Annotated in this window: 15 protein-coding genes; 8 read left to right on the top strand and 7 right to left on the bottom strand. The window is 67.4% G+C overall.

Annotated features, from left to right (window positions below):
- Positions 1-155: 155 nt before the first annotated feature.
- From rpsI to V2B31_RS08285, 4 genes are all read right to left on the bottom strand, one after another.
- Positions 156-689, bottom strand: coding sequence for a 30S ribosomal protein S9 (rpsI, locus tag V2B31_RS08300; protein ID WP_328277315.1), 534 nt, complete (start codon positions 687-689; stop codon positions 156-158).
- Positions 689-1,168, bottom strand: coding sequence for a 50S ribosomal protein L13 (rplM, locus tag V2B31_RS08295; protein ID WP_328277314.1), 480 nt, complete (start codon positions 1,166-1,168; stop codon positions 689-691). The genes rpsI and rplM overlap by 1 nt, the downstream gene beginning before the upstream one ends.
- 135 nt (positions 1,169-1,303) lie before the next feature.
- Complete coding sequence (locus V2B31_RS08290) at positions 1,304-2,116, bottom strand: hypothetical protein (RefSeq protein ID WP_328277313.1); 813 nt, start codon at positions 2,114-2,116, stop codon at positions 1,304-1,306.
- On the bottom strand, positions 2,113-3,147 hold the full coding sequence (locus tag V2B31_RS08285; RefSeq protein WP_328277312.1) for a COX15/CtaA family protein: 1,035 nt from the start codon (positions 3,145-3,147) through the stop codon (positions 2,113-2,115). The genes V2B31_RS08290 and V2B31_RS08285 overlap by 4 nt, the downstream gene beginning before the upstream one ends.
- A 138-nt stretch (positions 3,148-3,285) precedes the next feature.
- Here V2B31_RS08285 and V2B31_RS08280 point away from each other — a divergent pair, with 138 nt between their 5' ends.
- On the top strand, positions 3,286-5,328 hold the full coding sequence (locus V2B31_RS08280; protein ID WP_328277311.1) for a hybrid sensor histidine kinase/response regulator: 2,043 nt from the start codon (positions 3,286-3,288) through the stop codon (positions 5,326-5,328).
- Positions 5,329-5,332: 4 nt separating this feature from the next.
- Here V2B31_RS08280 and V2B31_RS08275 read toward each other — a convergent pair whose 3' ends face one another.
- Positions 5,333-5,965, bottom strand: coding sequence for a 2-dehydro-3-deoxy-6-phosphogalactonate aldolase (locus V2B31_RS08275; RefSeq protein ID WP_328277310.1), 633 nt, complete (start codon positions 5,963-5,965; stop codon positions 5,333-5,335).
- A complete protein-coding gene (locus V2B31_RS08270; protein ID WP_328277309.1) occupies positions 5,962-6,867 on the bottom strand; it encodes a 2-dehydro-3-deoxygalactonokinase in 906 nt (301 codons plus the stop codon). The genes V2B31_RS08275 and V2B31_RS08270 overlap by 4 nt, the downstream gene beginning before the upstream one ends.
- An 88-nt stretch (positions 6,868-6,955) precedes the next feature.
- On the opposite strand from V2B31_RS08270, the gene V2B31_RS08265 reads away from it, so the two are divergent.
- The 7 genes from V2B31_RS08265 (at position 6,956) to leuA (ending at position 15,327) form a co-directional block, all read left to right on the top strand.
- Complete coding sequence (locus V2B31_RS08265; RefSeq protein ID WP_328277307.1) at positions 6,956-8,758, top strand: IlvD/Edd family dehydratase; 1,803 nt, start codon at positions 6,956-6,958, stop codon at positions 8,756-8,758.
- Between the two features lie 93 nt (positions 8,759-8,851).
- Entirely contained in the window at positions 8,852-10,429 is a 1,578-nt protein-coding gene (locus tag V2B31_RS08260) for an aldehyde dehydrogenase (NADP(+)) (RefSeq protein ID WP_328277305.1), read from the top strand.
- A complete protein-coding gene (locus V2B31_RS08255) occupies positions 10,426-11,349 on the top strand; it encodes a Gfo/Idh/MocA family protein (protein ID WP_328277303.1) in 924 nt (307 codons plus the stop codon). The genes V2B31_RS08260 and V2B31_RS08255 overlap by 4 nt, the downstream gene beginning before the upstream one ends.
- A 17-nt stretch (positions 11,350-11,366) precedes the next feature.
- Complete coding sequence (locus V2B31_RS08250) at positions 11,367-12,098, top strand: FadR/GntR family transcriptional regulator (protein WP_328277301.1); 732 nt, start codon at positions 11,367-11,369, stop codon at positions 12,096-12,098.
- 116 nt (positions 12,099-12,214) lie between these two features.
- Positions 12,215-12,838, top strand: a complete 624-nt coding sequence (locus V2B31_RS08245) for a YceI family protein (RefSeq protein ID WP_328277299.1) — start codon at positions 12,215-12,217, stop codon at positions 12,836-12,838.
- A 1-nt stretch (position 12,839) separates the two neighbouring features.
- Positions 12,840-13,430 carry a YceI family protein gene (locus V2B31_RS08240; RefSeq protein ID WP_328277297.1) on the top strand — a complete coding sequence of 197 codons (591 nt, stop codon included), beginning with the start codon at positions 12,840-12,842 and terminating at the stop codon, positions 13,428-13,430.
- A 223-nt stretch (positions 13,431-13,653) separates the two neighbouring features.
- The gene (gene leuA, locus V2B31_RS08235) at positions 13,654-15,327 is read left to right on the top strand and encodes a 2-isopropylmalate synthase (protein WP_328277295.1); all 1,674 of its coding nucleotides are present in this window, start codon (positions 13,654-13,656) and stop codon (positions 15,325-15,327) included.
- A gap of 14 nt (positions 15,328-15,341) precedes the next feature.
- On the opposite strand, the gene V2B31_RS08230 is transcribed toward leuA, so the two are convergent.
- A complete protein-coding gene (locus V2B31_RS08230; protein ID WP_328277293.1) occupies positions 15,342-16,469 on the bottom strand; it encodes a DUF6270 domain-containing protein in 1,128 nt (375 codons plus the stop codon).
- Positions 16,470-16,523: the final 54 nt, after the last annotated feature.

Below are 16,523 nucleotides of genomic sequence, written 5' to 3'. Positions count from 1 at the left end.
CGTTCGCTTCGAGCCCAGTCGAGAAGCGCGGCGCGCGCGTTTCTCGACACGCTCGAAACGAACGGAGGAGGCTTAAGCGAACAGCGAGTGGGACAGCTAAATCGCATAAAAAAGGGGCCGATGACCGGCCCCTTTTCGTAGCGATGTCGAAACGATCAGCGCTTCGAGAACTGGAAGCTGCGGCGGGCCTTCGCCTTGCCGTACTTCTTGCGTTCGACGACGCGCGGGTCGCGGGTCAGGAAGCCTTCGGCCTTGACCGCGCTGCGCAGCGCCGGCTCATATTTGCTGAGCGCCTGGGCGATGCCATGCTTGACCGCGCCGGCCTGGCCCGAGAGGCCGCCGCCCTTGACGGTGCAGATAACGTCATACTGGCCCACGCGATCGGTGACGCCGAAGGGCTGGTTGATGACGAGGCGCAGGGTCGGACGGGCGAAGTAGATTTCCTGATCGCGGCCGTTGACGGTGATCTTGCCGGTGCCGGGCTTGACCCAGACGCGGGCGACCGCATCCTTGCGGCGGCCGGTGGCGTAAGCGCGGCCGAGGCTGTCGATTTCCTGCGCGCGCAGGGGAGCCGAGGGCTGGACCGGCGTGGCAGGCGCTTCGCCGGCTTCGACGGGCGCAGCGGCCGGAGCAGGCGCGTTGGCGGTCAGCGACGCGAGGTCGGACAGGGACTGACGGTTATCGGACATTATGCACCCACCTTGTTCTTGCGGTTGCGCGACGCGAAATCGAGCACTTGCGGGTTCTGGGCTTCGTGGACATGGTCGGCGCCGGCGAAGATGCGCAGGTTGCGCATCTGCTGGCGGCCGAGCGGGCCACGGGGGATCATGCGCTCGACGGCCTTTTCCAGGACGCGCTCGGGGAAGCGGCCTTCCAGGATCTTGGCGGGCGTCGTTTCCTTGATGCCGCCGGCATAGCCGGTATGCTTGTAATAGACCTTGTCGGTCAGCTTGCGGCCGGTGAACTTCACCTTCGCCGCGTTGATGATGATGACATTGTCACCGCAATCGACATGGGGGGTAAAGCTCGGCTTGTGCTTGCCGCGCAGGATATTCGCGACGGTCGAGGCGAGGCGGCCGACGACAAGACCTTCCGCGTCGATCAGGATCCACTTCTTTTCGACCGTGGCCGGGGTCGCCGGCTTGGTGGTCTTCATCAGCGCCTTCATGGTGCCAATTCTCCAGAATGAAAAAGGAAACCGGGCGCCGTTGCGGGCACCCGGAAGTGGGGCGCTAATGACGGGTGAGGCAGCCCAAGTCAAGAGCAGGCGCGGCTTTGCTGACGGGTAAAATAATACCTTCGCCTAGCTGGCGGGCATGAGGGTGCGATGTTCGGTGAGCGTGTCGCCGCCGACGCTGAGGTTGCGCGTCTGGCTTTCGACAAGGCCGGAGGTGCGCGACAGGCGGTAGCGGATTGCGACCGTCACCCCCTCCCCCTGCAAATCCTCGGCCAGGTCGAGCACTTCGCCATTTCGCCCCGCCAGCCGCACCGCGCCCTCGACCGGGACCGGCCGGCCGAGCGGCGATCCGGCCTGGGTACGAAGCTGACGCCCTGCCCCGTCCTCGACGCTGACGCCGGCGAAGAGGAAGAGCGGCTGAAACTCGCCGGCGAGCAGCGCCAGCCGGGCTTCGGGCGCGAGCGCGGCGAAGAGCGCCTGGACATTCTTCGCCGCGCGATGGCGATCGCTGTCGGGCGGGAAGCCGGCAAGCATCGAATCGACGCCGGCACGCACCTTCGTCCAGACGGCTTCCGCATCGTCGAGACCAATGATGCGGCCCTGCGCGTCCATGCGGAAGCGCAGCTCCAGGCCGATGAGCGGCGCCATGGCGGCGCGATAGGGGGCGGCGCGATGTTCGGCGGCGTCGCTGTCGATCTCTCGAAGGGTGGCGATCAGCAGATAGCCCCCACCCTCCTTGTCTCCCGCGCGCGCGAAACGGAGGTCGCGGACCGAGGCGAAACGCGCGCTTTTGCCATCGACGGGGCGATGCTGCTCGATGCGGTAGGTGAAGGCCTGGTCGATCGGCGGCGCGAAGGGGATGGTGAGGCTTTCGGCTGCGGCCGGATGGGCAAATGCGATGAGCGCGGCGGGGGCTGCGAACGCCAGCGCGGCCCTCATGCCCGCTGCGCGCCGATGCCGTGCGCGCCCCAGGCGGCGGCGGCGACCACGAGCGCGCCGACCGCCTGGTGCAGCACCGCGAGCGGCAGAGCGATGCCGCTCAGCACCGTGGCGATGCCGAGGATGATCTGCGTGCCGACGCTGGCATGGATGGCGATGGAGGCGCCCCGCCGCCCTGCCCGCTTGGCGCGGACCGCCAGCATGAACAGCCCCGCCGCCGCGACCCAGGCCCACCAGCGATGGAGGAAGTGGACGAGATAGGGATCGCTCGACAGCGTCGCCCAGAGCGAGTTCGTCCAGTCGATCCCTTCGGGCACCAGATGATCGTTCATCAGCGGCCATGTGCTCGACACATAGCCCGCGTCCAGCCCGGCGGTGAACGCGCCGAGCATGAGCTGGACCAGCAGCAGGAGCAGCACGACGAGCGCGAAGGGGCGCAGGCGGGCAGGCCTTGCCTGCGGGTTGCGCGCGAGCGCGAACAGGTCGAGCGCAGTCCAGATGAGCCCGCCCATGATGAAGAGCGCGGTCAGCAGATGCACAGCGAGCCGGTAGTGGCTGACATCGGTGCGGACCGACAGGCCCGATTTCACCATCCACCAGCCGATCGCGCCCTGCAATCCGCCGAGCGCCAGCAGCGCGACGAGGCGCGGGCCATAGCCGGCGGGGATCGCCCGTTTCCAGGCGAACCAGACCAAGGGCAGCGCGAAGGCGAGGCCGATCAGCCGGCCGAGCAAGCGATGGACCCATTCCCAGAAGAAGATGAACTGGAAATCGGCAAGGCTCATGCCCCGGTTGATCTCCCGATATTCGGGGATCTGCTGATAGTCGCGGAAGGCCGCCATCCATTGATCGTGGGTCAAGGGCGGGATCGCGCCGGTGATCGGTTTCCACTGGGTGATCGACAGGCCCGATTCGGTGAGGCGGGTGATGCCCCCCACCACGACCATGCAGAAGACGAGGAAAGCGACGCCGAGCAGCCAGCGGCCGATCGCGGCCGGGCGGGGGCGGGCGGACTGGGAAGGCGCGATCATGCGCGGACCCATGCGCCCGAAAGCGGCCCGTTTCAAGTCGTTACGGCGGGTGATCGATGGTCGCGCTATCACCCTGCCCATGAAACCAAATGGCCGGGGGGACGTATCTGACCCAAGTCCTTACAATATAGGTGTTCGATGATGACGGGGCCGAGCGGCACGGCTGCGATGATCGCAACGCAAGGGGCGCTGGGCGCGCTGACCGCGGCGATCGATGCGCCCTCGCCGCTTGGCCCGGTCAATGGCTGGTCGCCCGCCTTGGTCTCCACTGTGCGCCTGATGCTGTCGTCCAGGGCGGAGATCGTGCTCTTCTGGGGGCCGGACCTCTGCGCGCTCTATAACGAAGCCTATGCGCCCACGATCGGGGACAAGCATCCCGGCGCGCTCGGGCGGCCGGCGTGCGAAGGCTGGGCGGAATTGTGGGACGATCTGGGGCCGCTGCTGCGATCCGTGCTCGACAGCGGCGAGACGATCCATGCCAAGGACCGGCCCTTCTATATCGAGCGGGACGGCGGACGAGGCGAGGACGTCTATTTCGACATCAGCTATTCGCCGGTGTTCGAGGCCGACGGGACGATCGGCGGGGTGCTGTGCATCGTCAGCGAAACGACGAAGCGGGTGCTGGCCGAGCGGGCGATGCTGGCGGACCGCAACCGGCTCTGGGCGCTGGCGCGCGATCCCTTCGTCATTGCGGACGCGGCGGGCTGCTGGCTGGCCGCCAGCCCGGCCTGGACCGACATATTGGGGTGGAGCGAGGCCGAACTGGTCGGGCGGACATCGCAATGGATGGAGCATCCCGACGATGTGGCGGCGACCCGCGCGCGAATCGCGCAGCTGGCGGGGGGCGATCCGGTGATGCGGTTCGACAATCGGTTTCGCACCAAAAGCGGCGACTATCGCACCTTCAGCTGGACCGCCGTGCCCGAGGGCGACCTCGTCTACTGCGTCGCGCGCGACGTGACCGAGCAGCGGGCGGACGCGCGGAGGCTGGCGGAGGCGGAAGCGGCGCTGCGGCAGGCGCAGAAGATGGAGACCCTGGGGCAGCTCACCGGCGGGATCGCGCATGATTTCAACAATCTGCTTCAGATCGTCACCGGCAATCTCGACCTGCTCGAACGGGCGCTGCCGCCCGGCGACCGGAAGCTGCGGCGCATGGTCGAGCGCGCGGCGGCGGGGGCCGAGCGCGCAGCGGTGCTGACGCAGCGGCTGCTCGCCTTCTCGCGCCGGCAGCCGCTTGCGCCACGCGCGATCAACCCCGACCGGCTGGTGGCGGGCATGTCCGACCTGCTCCACCGCACGCTGGGCGAAACGATCGCGGTGCATACGGTCGCGACGCCGGACGCCTGGCCGATCGAGGTGGACGTCAACCAGATGGAGAATGCGCTGCTCAATCTGGCGGTCAATGCGCGCGATGCGATGCCGGGCGGCGGCAAGCTGACGATCGAGGTCGCGAACAGCCGGATCGAGCCGGACAGCACCGCGCGGGGCGAAGATGTCACGCCCGGCCCCTATGTGCTGATCGCCGTGTCGGACACGGGCGAAGGCATGGACCCGGCCACCCTCGCCCGCGCCATCGAACCCTTTTTCACCACCAAGGACGTAGGGCGCGGCACGGGCCTTGGCCTGTCGATGGTCTATGGCTTCATCAAGCAGTCGGGCGGGCATATGCGCGTCCAGTCCGAGCCGGGGGCAGGAACGAGCGTGCAGCTTTATCTGCCGCGGCATCAGGGCGTGGTCGCGGCGAATGAGGATGAGGCGGACGGGGCGACGGACGAGGCGGCGGGCGGGCGCGAGACCATCCTGCTGTGCGAGGATGACGACAATGTCCGCGCCTATTCGGTCGAGGTGCTGCGCGACCTGGGCTATCATGTCGTGCCGGCGAGCGACGGGCCGGCGGCGCTGGCGGCTTTGGAAGCGGTGGATGGCGGGGTCGATCTGCTCTTCACCGACGTGGTGCTGCCGGGCGGGATGACCGGCGCCGACCTCGCCAGCGCCGCGCGGGAGCGCTGGCCGGGGCTGCGGACCCTGTTCACCACCGGCTATGCCCGCGACGCGATCGTGCATCATGGCCGGCTGGACCCGGGCGTGGACCTTCTGCCCAAGCCCTTCAGCTATACCGAGCTGGCCGCCAAGGTGCGCGAACTGCTGGACCGGGACGGGACGGTAGCGCGGGCGGGCTGAGCGCTCAGCCCTTCGTCGCCCGCCAGGCTGCCACGATCTCGCGGGCGCGTGTCCGGACGGTTGCGGCGTCGTCGCCAGGCTTGAAGAGAGCGCCGCCGACACCGATGCCCTCGCAGCCGGCGGCGAGCCAGTCGGCGATCGAGTCCGCGCCGGTGCCGCCGACCGCCCAGACACCGACATGGGCCGGCAGCACGTCCTTCACCGCCTTCACATAAGCGCCGCCGAGACGGGCGGCGGGGAAGAGCTTGATGCGGCGCGCGCCCGCCGCGACGGCGGCGAAGGCTTCGGTAGGGGTCATGAAGCCGGGGAGCAGTTCCAAGCCCAGTGCCGCGCCGCGCGCGATGACGGCGGGGTCGGTGTTGGGCGTGACCATGATGCGCCCGCCCGCCTCGTGGAGCGCCTCGACCGCCGCGACGCTCAGCACCGTGCCGCCGCCGACCAGCGCCACATCGCCGAACGCCGCCTGCATCGCGGCGATGCTGACGAGCGGATCGGGCGAGTTGAACGGGACTTCGAGGATGCGGATGCCGGCGTCGATCAGCGCTTGTCCGACGTCGATCGCTTCGTCGGGGCGGAGGCCGCGCAGGATGGCGCAGACGGGCGGCGCGCCTTCCGTCAACAGCTGATCGAGGGTCATGGATTGATTTCTCCCGTAAAGCCCAGGCCCGCCAGCACGCAGGCGTCGCCATCCCTATGCGCGGCGCGGACAGCGTGCCCGGCCAGCGCTTGGGCATAAAGGCCGCAAAGCCGCGCGTCGCCGATCAGCAGCGCCTCTTCGGTTGGGGCCATATGGGCGAGCATCTGCGCGACTTCTCCGCCGATCAGCAGCCCCGACAGATAGCCCGCCGCCCAGCCGGGCGAGCGGCCGGCGCGCAGCTGCATCGCGCGCGAAGCGAACAGCGAGTGGAACAGCTGATCGGCGGTCGCGCGGGCGAGCCCTTCGGCGAACCCCGCCGCTTCGTCCGCCGGATCGACCGGCGCGCCGCGCGGGCCGAGGGTGGAGCGGTCGCGCAGCAGGGCGAACAGCTCGCCTGTGGGCACGGTGCGGAAAGCGGTGATGCGGCCGTCCTCCACCCAGGCCCATTTATTGTGGGTGCCGGGGAGGAGAAGCAGATGCCGGCCCTGCGCCAGCGCGGGATCGTGGGCGAGCGCGCCGAATATCTGCGCTTCCTCGCCGCGCATGACGTCTGGGACACCCTCCTCGTCGGTGCAGGCGAGGCCGGCGAGGATGGTGACCGGGACGCCGCGCCAGTCGAACCGCGTCGCCGCCGTGCGCCAGACGGCGGCGTCGGCGGGGCAATCGGCATAGGGCGCTTCGACCCAGCCGTCGCGCGCGCCGGCCATGCCGCACAGGGTGACGGAAGCGGGCAGGCCGTCGTCCAGCCAGGGCGCGATCGTCTCGGCGAAAGCGGCCTCCGCGCCGCTTCCGACTGTACCGATCCCCGGCCCCTGAAGCCGGGCGACAATGGTCTCGCCCTCCACCCGGAACAACCGCAGCCGGCTCGTCCCCCAGTCCCCGATCACTTGATATGCGGCCACATCTGGTCCTTGAAATGTTATTTGTATGAGTATATCAGCGAGGTGAGCGCGTCAAGGCGCGCGCCGTTTCTCTGCATCAGGATGCCCGATGACCGATAGCTCCACCCCCGCCCCGAAACTGCGCAGCCGCGCCTGGTTCGACAATCCCGATAATATCGACATGACGGCGCTCTATCTGGAGCGCTACCTGAATTTCGGGCTGAGCCTGGAGGAATTGCGGAGCGGCAAGCCGATCATCGGCATCGCCCAGACGGGCAGCGACCTCAGCCCCTGCAACCGCCACCATATCGCGCTCGCCGAGCGGATGCGCGAGGGCATTCGCGAGATGGGCGGCATCGCGATCGAATTTCCGTGCCATCCGATCCAGGAGACCGGCAAACGTCCGACCGCCGGGCTGGACCGCAACCTCACCTATCTGGCGCTGGTGGAAGCGCTATACGGCTATCCGCTCGACGGCGTCATCCTGACCACCGGCTGCGACAAGACGACGCCGGCGCTGCTGATGGCGGCGGCGACCGTCAACATCCCCGCCATCGCCCTGTCGGTCGGGCCGATGCTCAATGGCTGGTTCAAGGGCGAGCGGACGGGATCGGGCACGATCGTCTGGCATGCGCGCCAGCTGCTCGCCGCCGGGCAGATCGACGATGAGGGCTTCATCAAGCTCGTTGCGTCGTCGGCGCCCTCGACCGGCTTCTGCAACACGATGGGCACCGCCAGCACGATGAACGCGCTGGCCGAAGCGCTGGGCATGATGCTGCCGGGCAGCGCGGCGATCCCCGCCCCCTATCGCGACCGGCAGGAAGCGGCCTACCGCACCGGCAAGCGCATCGTCGAGATGGTGCATGAGGATCTGAAACCCTCCGACATCATGACGCTGGACGCCTTCCACAATGCGATCGTCGCCAACTCGGCGATCGGCGGGTCGACCAATGCGCCGATCCACCTCGCTGCGATCGCCCGCCATATGGGCGTTGACCTGCCGCTCAAGGATTGGGAGACGGTGGGGCATAAGGTGCCGCTGTTGGTCAACATGCAGCCGGCGGGCGAATATCTGGGCGAGGATTATTACCGCGCCGGCGGCCTGCCCGCCGTGATCGGACAGCTGATCGAGCATGGGCTGATCCGCGAAAACGCCATGACGGTCAACGGCAAGACCATGGGCGAGAATTGCCGGGGCGTCGCCATCGAGGACGAGAAGGTCATCCGTCCGTTCACCCAGCCGCTGAAGGAAGAGGCGGGCTTCCTGGTGCTGTCGGGCAATCTGTTCGACGCGGCGGTGATGAAGACCAGCGTCATCAGCGAGGAGTTCCGCCAGCGTTATCTGTCCAACCCCGACGATCCCGAAGCCTTCGAGGGGCCGGCGATCGTGTTCGACGGGCCGGAGGATTATCATGCAAAGATCGACGATCCGGCGACCGGCATCACGCCCGACACGCTGCTGTTCATGCGCGGCGCGGGGCCGATCGGCTATCCCGGCGCGGCCGAGGTCGTCAACATGCGGCCGCCCGCCTATCTCATCACCGAAGGCGTCCATGCCCTGCCCTGCATCGGCGACGGCCGCCAGTCGGGCACGAGCGGAAGCCCCTCCATCCTCAACGCCTCGCCCGAAGCGGCGGCGATGGGCGGGCTTGCGCTGCTCAAGGATGGCGACCGGGTGCGGATGGACCTGAAGGCCGGGGTCGTCAACGTGCTGATTTCCGACGAGGAACTGGAGGCGCGGCGCGCGGCTCTGGTGGCGGCGGGCGGGTTCCAATATCCCGCCTCGCAGACCCCCTGGCAGGAGATCCAGCGATCGGTCGTCGGCCAGCTCAGCACCGGCGCTATTCTGGAGGGTGCGGAGAAATATCAGCGGATCGCGCAGACCAAGGGCCTGCCCCGCGACAATCATTGATAGCGCTACCGTAAATGCCATTGAAAGGCGGTTCAGGGCGGGCCATCTGGTGCCCCGACCCCGCCTTCTTCCCGACATCATCAGGAGACTGCCATGTTCAACGGAGCCATCCTTATCGGCGCGAGCGAGCGCCATAGCGGCACCCCTTTCCACGCGATCAACCCGGCGACGGGCGAAAAGGGCGAGGTCGCTTTTTCGAGCGCCATGCCCGCCGAGGTCGAAGAGGCCGCTGCGCTCGCCGAGGCGGCGTTCGAGACTTTCTCCACCCTGTCGCCCGACGCGCGCGCGACCTTTCTGGAGACGGTCGCCGACAATATCATGGGGATTGGCGACCTGCTGATCGAAACCGCCATGGCCGAGACCGGCCTGCCCCGCCCCCGGCTGGAGGGCGAGCGCGGCCGCACGGTGGGACAGCTGCGCCTGTTCGCCTCCTATGTGCGGCTCGGCGACTGGCTCGATGCGACGATCGACCGGGCGATGCCCGATCGCGCGCCGCTGCCGCGCGCGGACCTGCGCCGCGTCAACCATTCGGTCGGCCCGGTCGCGGTGTTCGGCGCGTCCAACTTCCCGCTCGCCTTCTCGGTCGCGGGCGGCGATACGGCATCGGCCTTCGCCGCCGGTTCGCCGGTGATCGTCAAGGGGCATAGCGCCCACCCCGGCACCGGCGAGCTGGTCGCGCGCGCGATCCAGGCGGCGGTCGCGAGCTGCGGCCTGCCCGAAGGCGTCTTTTCCTACCTGCCGGGCGCGGACCGCTCGCTCGGTGGCGCGCTGGTCGCGGACCATCGCATCAAGGCGGTGGGCTTCACCGGGTCGCGCGGCGGCGGCACCGCGCTGATGAAGATCGCGGCCGAGCGCAAGGAGCCGATCCCGGTCTATGCTGAAATGTCCTCGATTAACCCGGTGGTGCTGCTGCCGGGCGCGCTCAAGGACCGGGCCGAGGCGCTGGGCGCTGGTTTCGTCGCGTCGCTGACCATGGGGTCGGGGCAGTTCTGCACCAACCCCGGCCTCGTCATCGCGCTCGACGGGCCGGACCTCGACACATTCGTCGCGTCGGCGGCGCAGGCGCTGTCGGGCGCCGCGCCGCAGGTCATGCTGACGCCGGGCATCCACCAGGCCTATGAGAAGGGCGTCGCGGCGCTGGTCGGTGCGGATGGCGTGACAACGGTCGCGCGCGGCACCGAGCCGGAGGGCGTGAACCGGGGCCAGGCGGCGTTCTTCGCCACCGACCGGGCGACCTTCGAGAGCAATCCGGTTCTGGCGGAAGAGGTGTTCGGATCGTCGTCGGTCCTCATCCGCTGCGGCAGCATCGAGGAAGTGATCGCGACCATCGCGGGGCTGGAAGGTCAGCTAACCGCGACGCTCCAGATCGGATCGGGCGACGAGGCGCACGCCGCCGCGCTGCTGCCGACGCTGAGCCGCAAGGTCGGGCGCATCCTGACCAACGGCTGGCCCACCGGCGTCGAGGTGACGCACGCCATGGTCCATGGCGGCCCCTTCCCCTCGACCGCCGATGGCCGCTCGACCTCGGTCGGGACGCTGGCGATGATGCGCTTCCTGCGGCCGGTCTGCTATCAGGACGTGCCCGACGCGCTGCTGCCGCCGGCGTTGCAGGAGGCAAACCCCTGGGGGCTGACCCGCCGGATTGAGGGCAAGCTGGACTGCGCCGCATGACGATCCGGGCAGGGCTCGTCGGCCTCGGCAAGATCGCGCGCGACCAGCACCTGCCCGCGATCGGAAAGATCGACGGCATCGAGCTGGTCGCGGTCGCCAGCCGCAATGCGCGAGGAGACGGGGTGAACAACTACCCCGATCTCGACGCGATGCTGGCGGGCGAGAGTGACCTCGACGCCGTCATCCTCTGCCAGCCGCCGCAGGTGCGCTATGCGGCGGCGCGGCAGGCGATATTGGCGGGGAAGCATGTCTTCCTCGAAAAGCCGCCGGGCGCGACCGTGACCGAGGTGGAGGCGCTGGTGGCGCTGGCGCAGGCGAATAACGTCACGCTCTATGCGAGCTGGCACAGCCGTTATGCCGCGGCGGTCGCTCAGGCGAAGGCGTGGATCGCCGAGCGGACGATCCGCAGCATCGACATCCAGTGGCGCGAGGATGTGCGCCACTGGCATCCGGGCCAGCCCTGGATCTGGGAGCCGGGCGGCTTCGGCGTGTTCGATCCGGGGATCAACGCTTTGTCGATCCTGACCGAGATCGTGCCCGAGGCGGTGATGCTGCTGTCGGCAGAGCTGGAAGTGCCGGAGAACAAGCAGGCGCCGATCGGGGCTAGCCTCAAAATGGCGACCGCTTCGGGCGCGGCGGTGGAGGCCGTGTTCGACTGGCGGCAGACCGGGCCGCAGACCTGGGACATCGCGGTCGAGACTGACCAAGGCAGTCTGCTGCTGTCGGAGGGCGGCAACACGCTGCGGCTTGATGGCGACGTGCAGCTGAAAGCGCCGGACGAAGAATATCCGGCCATGTATCGGCGCTTCGTGGGGCTGGTGGCGGAGCGGCGCATCGACGTGGACCTCGCGCCGTTGCGGATCGTGGCCGACGCCTTTCTTTGCGGGCGGCATTGTCCTACGGCATTGTTCGAGGATTAACCAACGGAGCGGGGACGATGGGGAGCGCGGACAGGCCAGGCGAGGAGAGCGCGCTCCGCATCCACCAGGCGATCGCCCGCGACCTGGGCACCGCGATCCTGACCGGCCGGCACAAGCCCGGCGACCTGTTCGAGGGCGAGATCGAGGCGTCGGAGCGGCTGGGCGTGTCGCGCACCGCCTATCGCGAGGCGGTGCGCATCCTGATCGCCAAGGGGATGCTGGAGAGCCGGCCCAAGGCAGGCACCCGCGTGCTGCCGCGATCCCGCTGGAACGTGCTGGACCCCGAAATGCTCGCCTGGATGTTCGCGGGCGAACCCGACGCCGATTTCATCCGTGACCTGTTCGAGCTGCGCGGCGTGATCGAGCCGGCGGCGGCGGAGTTCGCGGCGCGGCGGCGGACCGACGAGCAGCTTGGCGTCATGGAGGCGGCGCTGGCGGAGATGGGCCGGCATGGGCTGTCCAGTTCCGATGGGCGCGCCGCCGACCAGCGTTTCCACCATGCGGTGCTCGCCGCCACGCATAATGACGCGCTCGCCGCTTTGGCGAGTTCGGTCGGGGCGGCGGTGAGCTGGACCACGACCTTCAAGCATCGCAAGCAGATGATGCCGCGCGATCCCCTGCCCGACCATCGCGCCGTCTTCGCCGCCATCGCCGCGCGCGATACCGCCGCCGCGCGCGCCGCAATGATGGAGTTGCTGCGGCTGGCATTGGCGGACATGGACATACCGATGAACGAGCCGGGCGGCTGAGCCGAGCGGATCGACCATTTAGCGAAACGATCCGTTCGCCTTCAGGCCTCTGGATTGATCGGGGAGCGCTGCTTATTGTGCCAGCGCCCCTTGAGCATTTCGGAGAGTCTTGCCCCATGAAGAAGTTCCTCATCCCCGCCGCCGCCCTGATTGCCATTGCGGGCGGTTCCGCTCTCGTCGCGCAGATGCCGACCGCAGCGCCCGGCGCGAAAGACCCGGCCAAGGTCACCGGCGGCAGCTACAAGGTCGATGGCGGCCATACCCAGGTCGTCTTCGCCTGGGATCATATGGGCTTCACCAACAATGCCGGCACGATCGCCGAGCCGACCGGCACGCTGACGCTGGACAAGGCGAACCCCGCCAACAGCAAGGTCGAGGTGACGTTCCAGATCGCGAACCTGCGCACCGGCGTCGCCAAGCTGGACGAGCATCTGATGAAGCCCGACTTCTTCGACGCGGCAAAATTCCCGACCGCGACCTTCGTATCGACCAGCGTCAAGCCCGAGGGCGCGACCGGGGCGGAGATCACCGGCAACCTGACCCTGCACGGCGTCACCAAGCCGGTCACGCTGGACGCCGAATTCTACGGCGCGGGTGTGCAGCCGATGAGCAAGAAGGAGAATATCGGCTTCGTCGCCACCGGCACGATCAAGCGCAGCGAGTTCGGCATGGGCTATGGCGTTCCGATCGTCGGCGACGCGATCGAGCTGAAGGTGATTGCCGGCTTCGAGAAGCAATAAGATGCGCGCGCCGGCGCGGGCGATGACGCTGATCTGCGTCATGCTGCTCGCGCCGGCGGCGACGGGGACCGGCCTCTATCAGCCGGGCCGCTACGCCGTGGACGCCGACGCGACCCGGGTGCATTTCCATGTGAAGGCGCTGGTCGGCAAATATGAGGGCGATTTCCGCGCGCCCGAAGGGGCGGTGACGATCGATCCCGCCACGCCCGACCGCGCCGCCATCGACATCGTCTTTCCGGTCGGGAAGATGACCACGGGCGACGCATCGACCGACGCGATGCTGAAGGGGGGCAGCTTCTTCGACATGGAGCGCTATCCCACGGTGCGGTTCACCGCCGAAAATGCGCCGCTCGCCGGGACCGAAAGCGAGACGCGGATCGCCGGGCGGCTGACGATGCACGGCCAGACCCTGCCCACCACCCTGTCGGTGCGGCTGGTGGGGGTGACGCCCGATGAAGCGCCGGGCATCGCAACGCTGCATTTCATGGGCACGATGAGCGTCGAGCGCAGCAAATTCGGCATGGGCTTCGGCCGGCCTTTCGTCGCGGACCGGGTGGACCTCAGCATCGACGCGGTTTTCCGGCGGTCGTGACAGGCAGCGGCCAAAAATCGGCTTTACCTTCCCCCCGCAAAGCGGTTATGGCCGCTGGCGATGGACAGCCAGGCGCGCCTTACCCTGCTTCGACTTACACGCCCTTAGGCGTGGCTTTTGGGCTGCCTTCCGACTAAAGGGCAGCGTTGATCCGCCTAAGGGCATTTGCAGATAGTCAAGTCGATCACCGGACGCGCGACAGGCGCGCCGCGCAGGAATAGTCATGATGCTGACCGAACCGTCCCTGAAATACCGCCCCTTCCCGCAGGTGGACCTGCCCGACCGGCAATGGCCGTCGAAGGTCATCACCGCGCCGCCGCGCTGGCTGTCGACCGACATGCGCGACGGCAACCAGTCGCTGATCGATCCGATGAACGCGGAGAAGAAGCGGCGCTTCTTCGACCTGCTGCTCAAAGTGGGGGTCAAGGAGATCGAGGTCGGTTTTCCGAGCGCGGGCGCGACCGAGTTCGATTTCATTTCGGGGCTGGTCAGGGACGGCGCGATCCCCGACGATGTGATGCCGCAGGTGCTGACGCAGGCGCGCGCGGACCTGATCGCGACGACGTTCGAGAGCCTGCGCGGCGCACGCCAGGCGATCGTCCATGTCTATAACGCCGTGTCGCCGGCGTGGCGCAACATCGTGTTCCAGATGGAGCGGCATGAGGTGCGCGAGATCGCGGTCAACGCCGCCAAGCTGCTGCGCGACCATGCGGCGGCGCAACCGGACACCGACTGGCATTTCGAATATTCGCCCGAGACCTTCTCCACCGCCGAGCTGGATTTCAGCCTGGAATGCTGTGAGGCGGTCATGGAAGTGCTGCGCCCGACGCCCGAGCGGCCGCTGATCCTGAATCTGCCCGCCACGGTCGAGTGCGCGACGCCCAACATCTATGCCGACCAGATCGAATGGATCTGCCGCAATATTTCGCGGCGCGACAGCGTCGTCATCTCGCTGCATACCCATAACGATCGCGGCACCGGCGTCGCGGCGGCGGAGCTGGGGATCATGGCGGGCGCGGATCGTGTCGAGGGCTGCCTGTTCGGCAATGGCGAGCGTACCGGCAATTGCGACCTGGTGACAGTGGCGCTCAACATGTACACGCAGGGGATCAATCCGGGGCTGGACTTCAGCGACATCGACGAGGTCATCCAGACGGTCGAATATTGCAACCAGCTGCCCGTCCATCCGCGCCACCCCTACGCCGGTGAACTGGTGTTCACCGCCTTTTCCGGCAGCCATCAGGACGCGATCAAGAAGGGCTTCGCGGCGCAGGACGCGCGCAACGACCAGATATGGAACGTGCCGTATCTCCCCATCGACCCCAAGGATCTGGGCCGCGACTATGAGGCGGTGATCCGCGTCAATTCGCAGTCCGGCAAGGGCGGCGTCGCCTGGGTGCTGCAACAGGACAAGGGCTACAAGCTGCCCAAGCGGATGCAGGCGGACTTTTCCAAGGTCGTGCAGGCGCTGGCCGACAGCAGCAGCCGCGAACTCAACGCCGCCGACATAAGCGAGGCGTTCGAGGCCCATTATTGCCTAACCGGCGAACAGCCCTATGCCCTGATCGACTATCATGAGGGCGGGCAGGCGGGCGACCGCATCTTCACCGGCAAGATCGCGCATGACGGTGTTGAGCGCTCCGTATCCGGGCGAGGCAACGGCCTGCTCTCTTCGGTGCTGGCGGCGCTGCGCGAGGCGTTCGGGGTGGAGCTTGAGATTGCGGACTATAGCGAACATGCGATCGGCGCGGGCAGCGACGTGAACGCGGCGGCCTATGTCGAATGCCGCACGCCCGATGGGCGCACCGTCTTCGGCGTCGGCACCGATAGCGACGTAGCAACCGCTTCGGTCAAGGCGGTTCTGTCCGCCGCGAACGGGATCGCGGTGCGGCGGTGACGCGGCGCGGGGGATCAGCCTGCCGGCTGGTCCCTGATTGATGGACGCTCCAGCATCACCCGGCAGCCGGCCTGGAACTCTTCAGACGTCATCAGCCAGTGGCGCAGCGCGTCAAGGTTCGGCAGGGCAGCGTGCGCCATCAACGTCTCGATGCCTTCTGGGGGGCGGCCTAACAGCCACAAAAAGGCGTTATAGGCGTCGATTATTGTGGGTTCCCGCTTGAAGCCATGGCAGTGCAGCATCTCCTGGATCAGCACCGGCACAAGTTCGGTCAGCACGTCAGCGCCAGATCGCGTCAATCGGCGCCACCGGCCGTCCCCCAACACTTCGGCCTCTTCGCCGAACGCATCGAAACTCGCCCGCAGCCGGGTGCCGAGTTCCACTGCGGTGGGCGGTTCGGCCGGGGTGAAGGAAAGACTTTCCCGATCGAACCGACGCGCCATCAAACGCCAGCAAGCGGCGGCATAATGGACCGAGGCCGGGCCATATTTCGACTGATCGTCGCTCCACAAAGGCCCGTCATAGTCGAGCAGGGTCGCCGCCTTTATGCGTTCGGCGCAGTATCGACCCATCAGATCCTGCATCGGGGCGCGCGCGCTCCACGCCATGAAATCGGCGCGAAAGTCGATATGGGTGCGTGCGCGCCCGCGATAATCCCATGCGGGCTTAAAATTGAGGACCAAGACGCGGCAGTCCGGCATCACCTCGTTCATGAAATTGCAGAAGCGGTTGAGCGCCTGTCGATGGAGGCGAACATAGTCGGGCGAGCCGAAGGGAATGAGTTCGAGCCGATTCAGGAAAGCTGCTCTTGTCGTGCGTGGCTCAACAATCAATTCATAGGGGAAGGACAGAAAGCCCTCGCCGTCGGTCAGCAGCGCGCATCGTATGTCGCGGATGAAATCGACGACCAGCAGATCAGGCGCGGCCTCGCGCATCCGCTGCCGAAAATTCTTGCGGTTTTCGAAGGACAGGTGCCGCCGGCTTTCCGGTGTCAGCTCCGACATGTCCGCGAGATCGACGGTCTGTTCGTCCATCAGGCTGACGCTGTTGACACGAAAGAAGCGCAAGCGCGGCACGGCGTCATCAAGAACATGCTTGATGAATTCTTCGCTGTAACAGCTTCCTACATAGGCTATGTTCACGCACACCCCCCAAATCCCCGCAGGGGTCATGACACAAAATCGTCACGTCGGGTA

It is taken from the genome of Sphingobium sp. (assembly GCF_036170395.1).
Taxonomy (GTDB): Bacteria; Pseudomonadota; Alphaproteobacteria; order Sphingomonadales; family Sphingomonadaceae; genus Sphingobium.
Note: the sequence above shows the minus strand (reverse complement) of the source record. Positions and strands in the feature narration are given on the sequence as shown.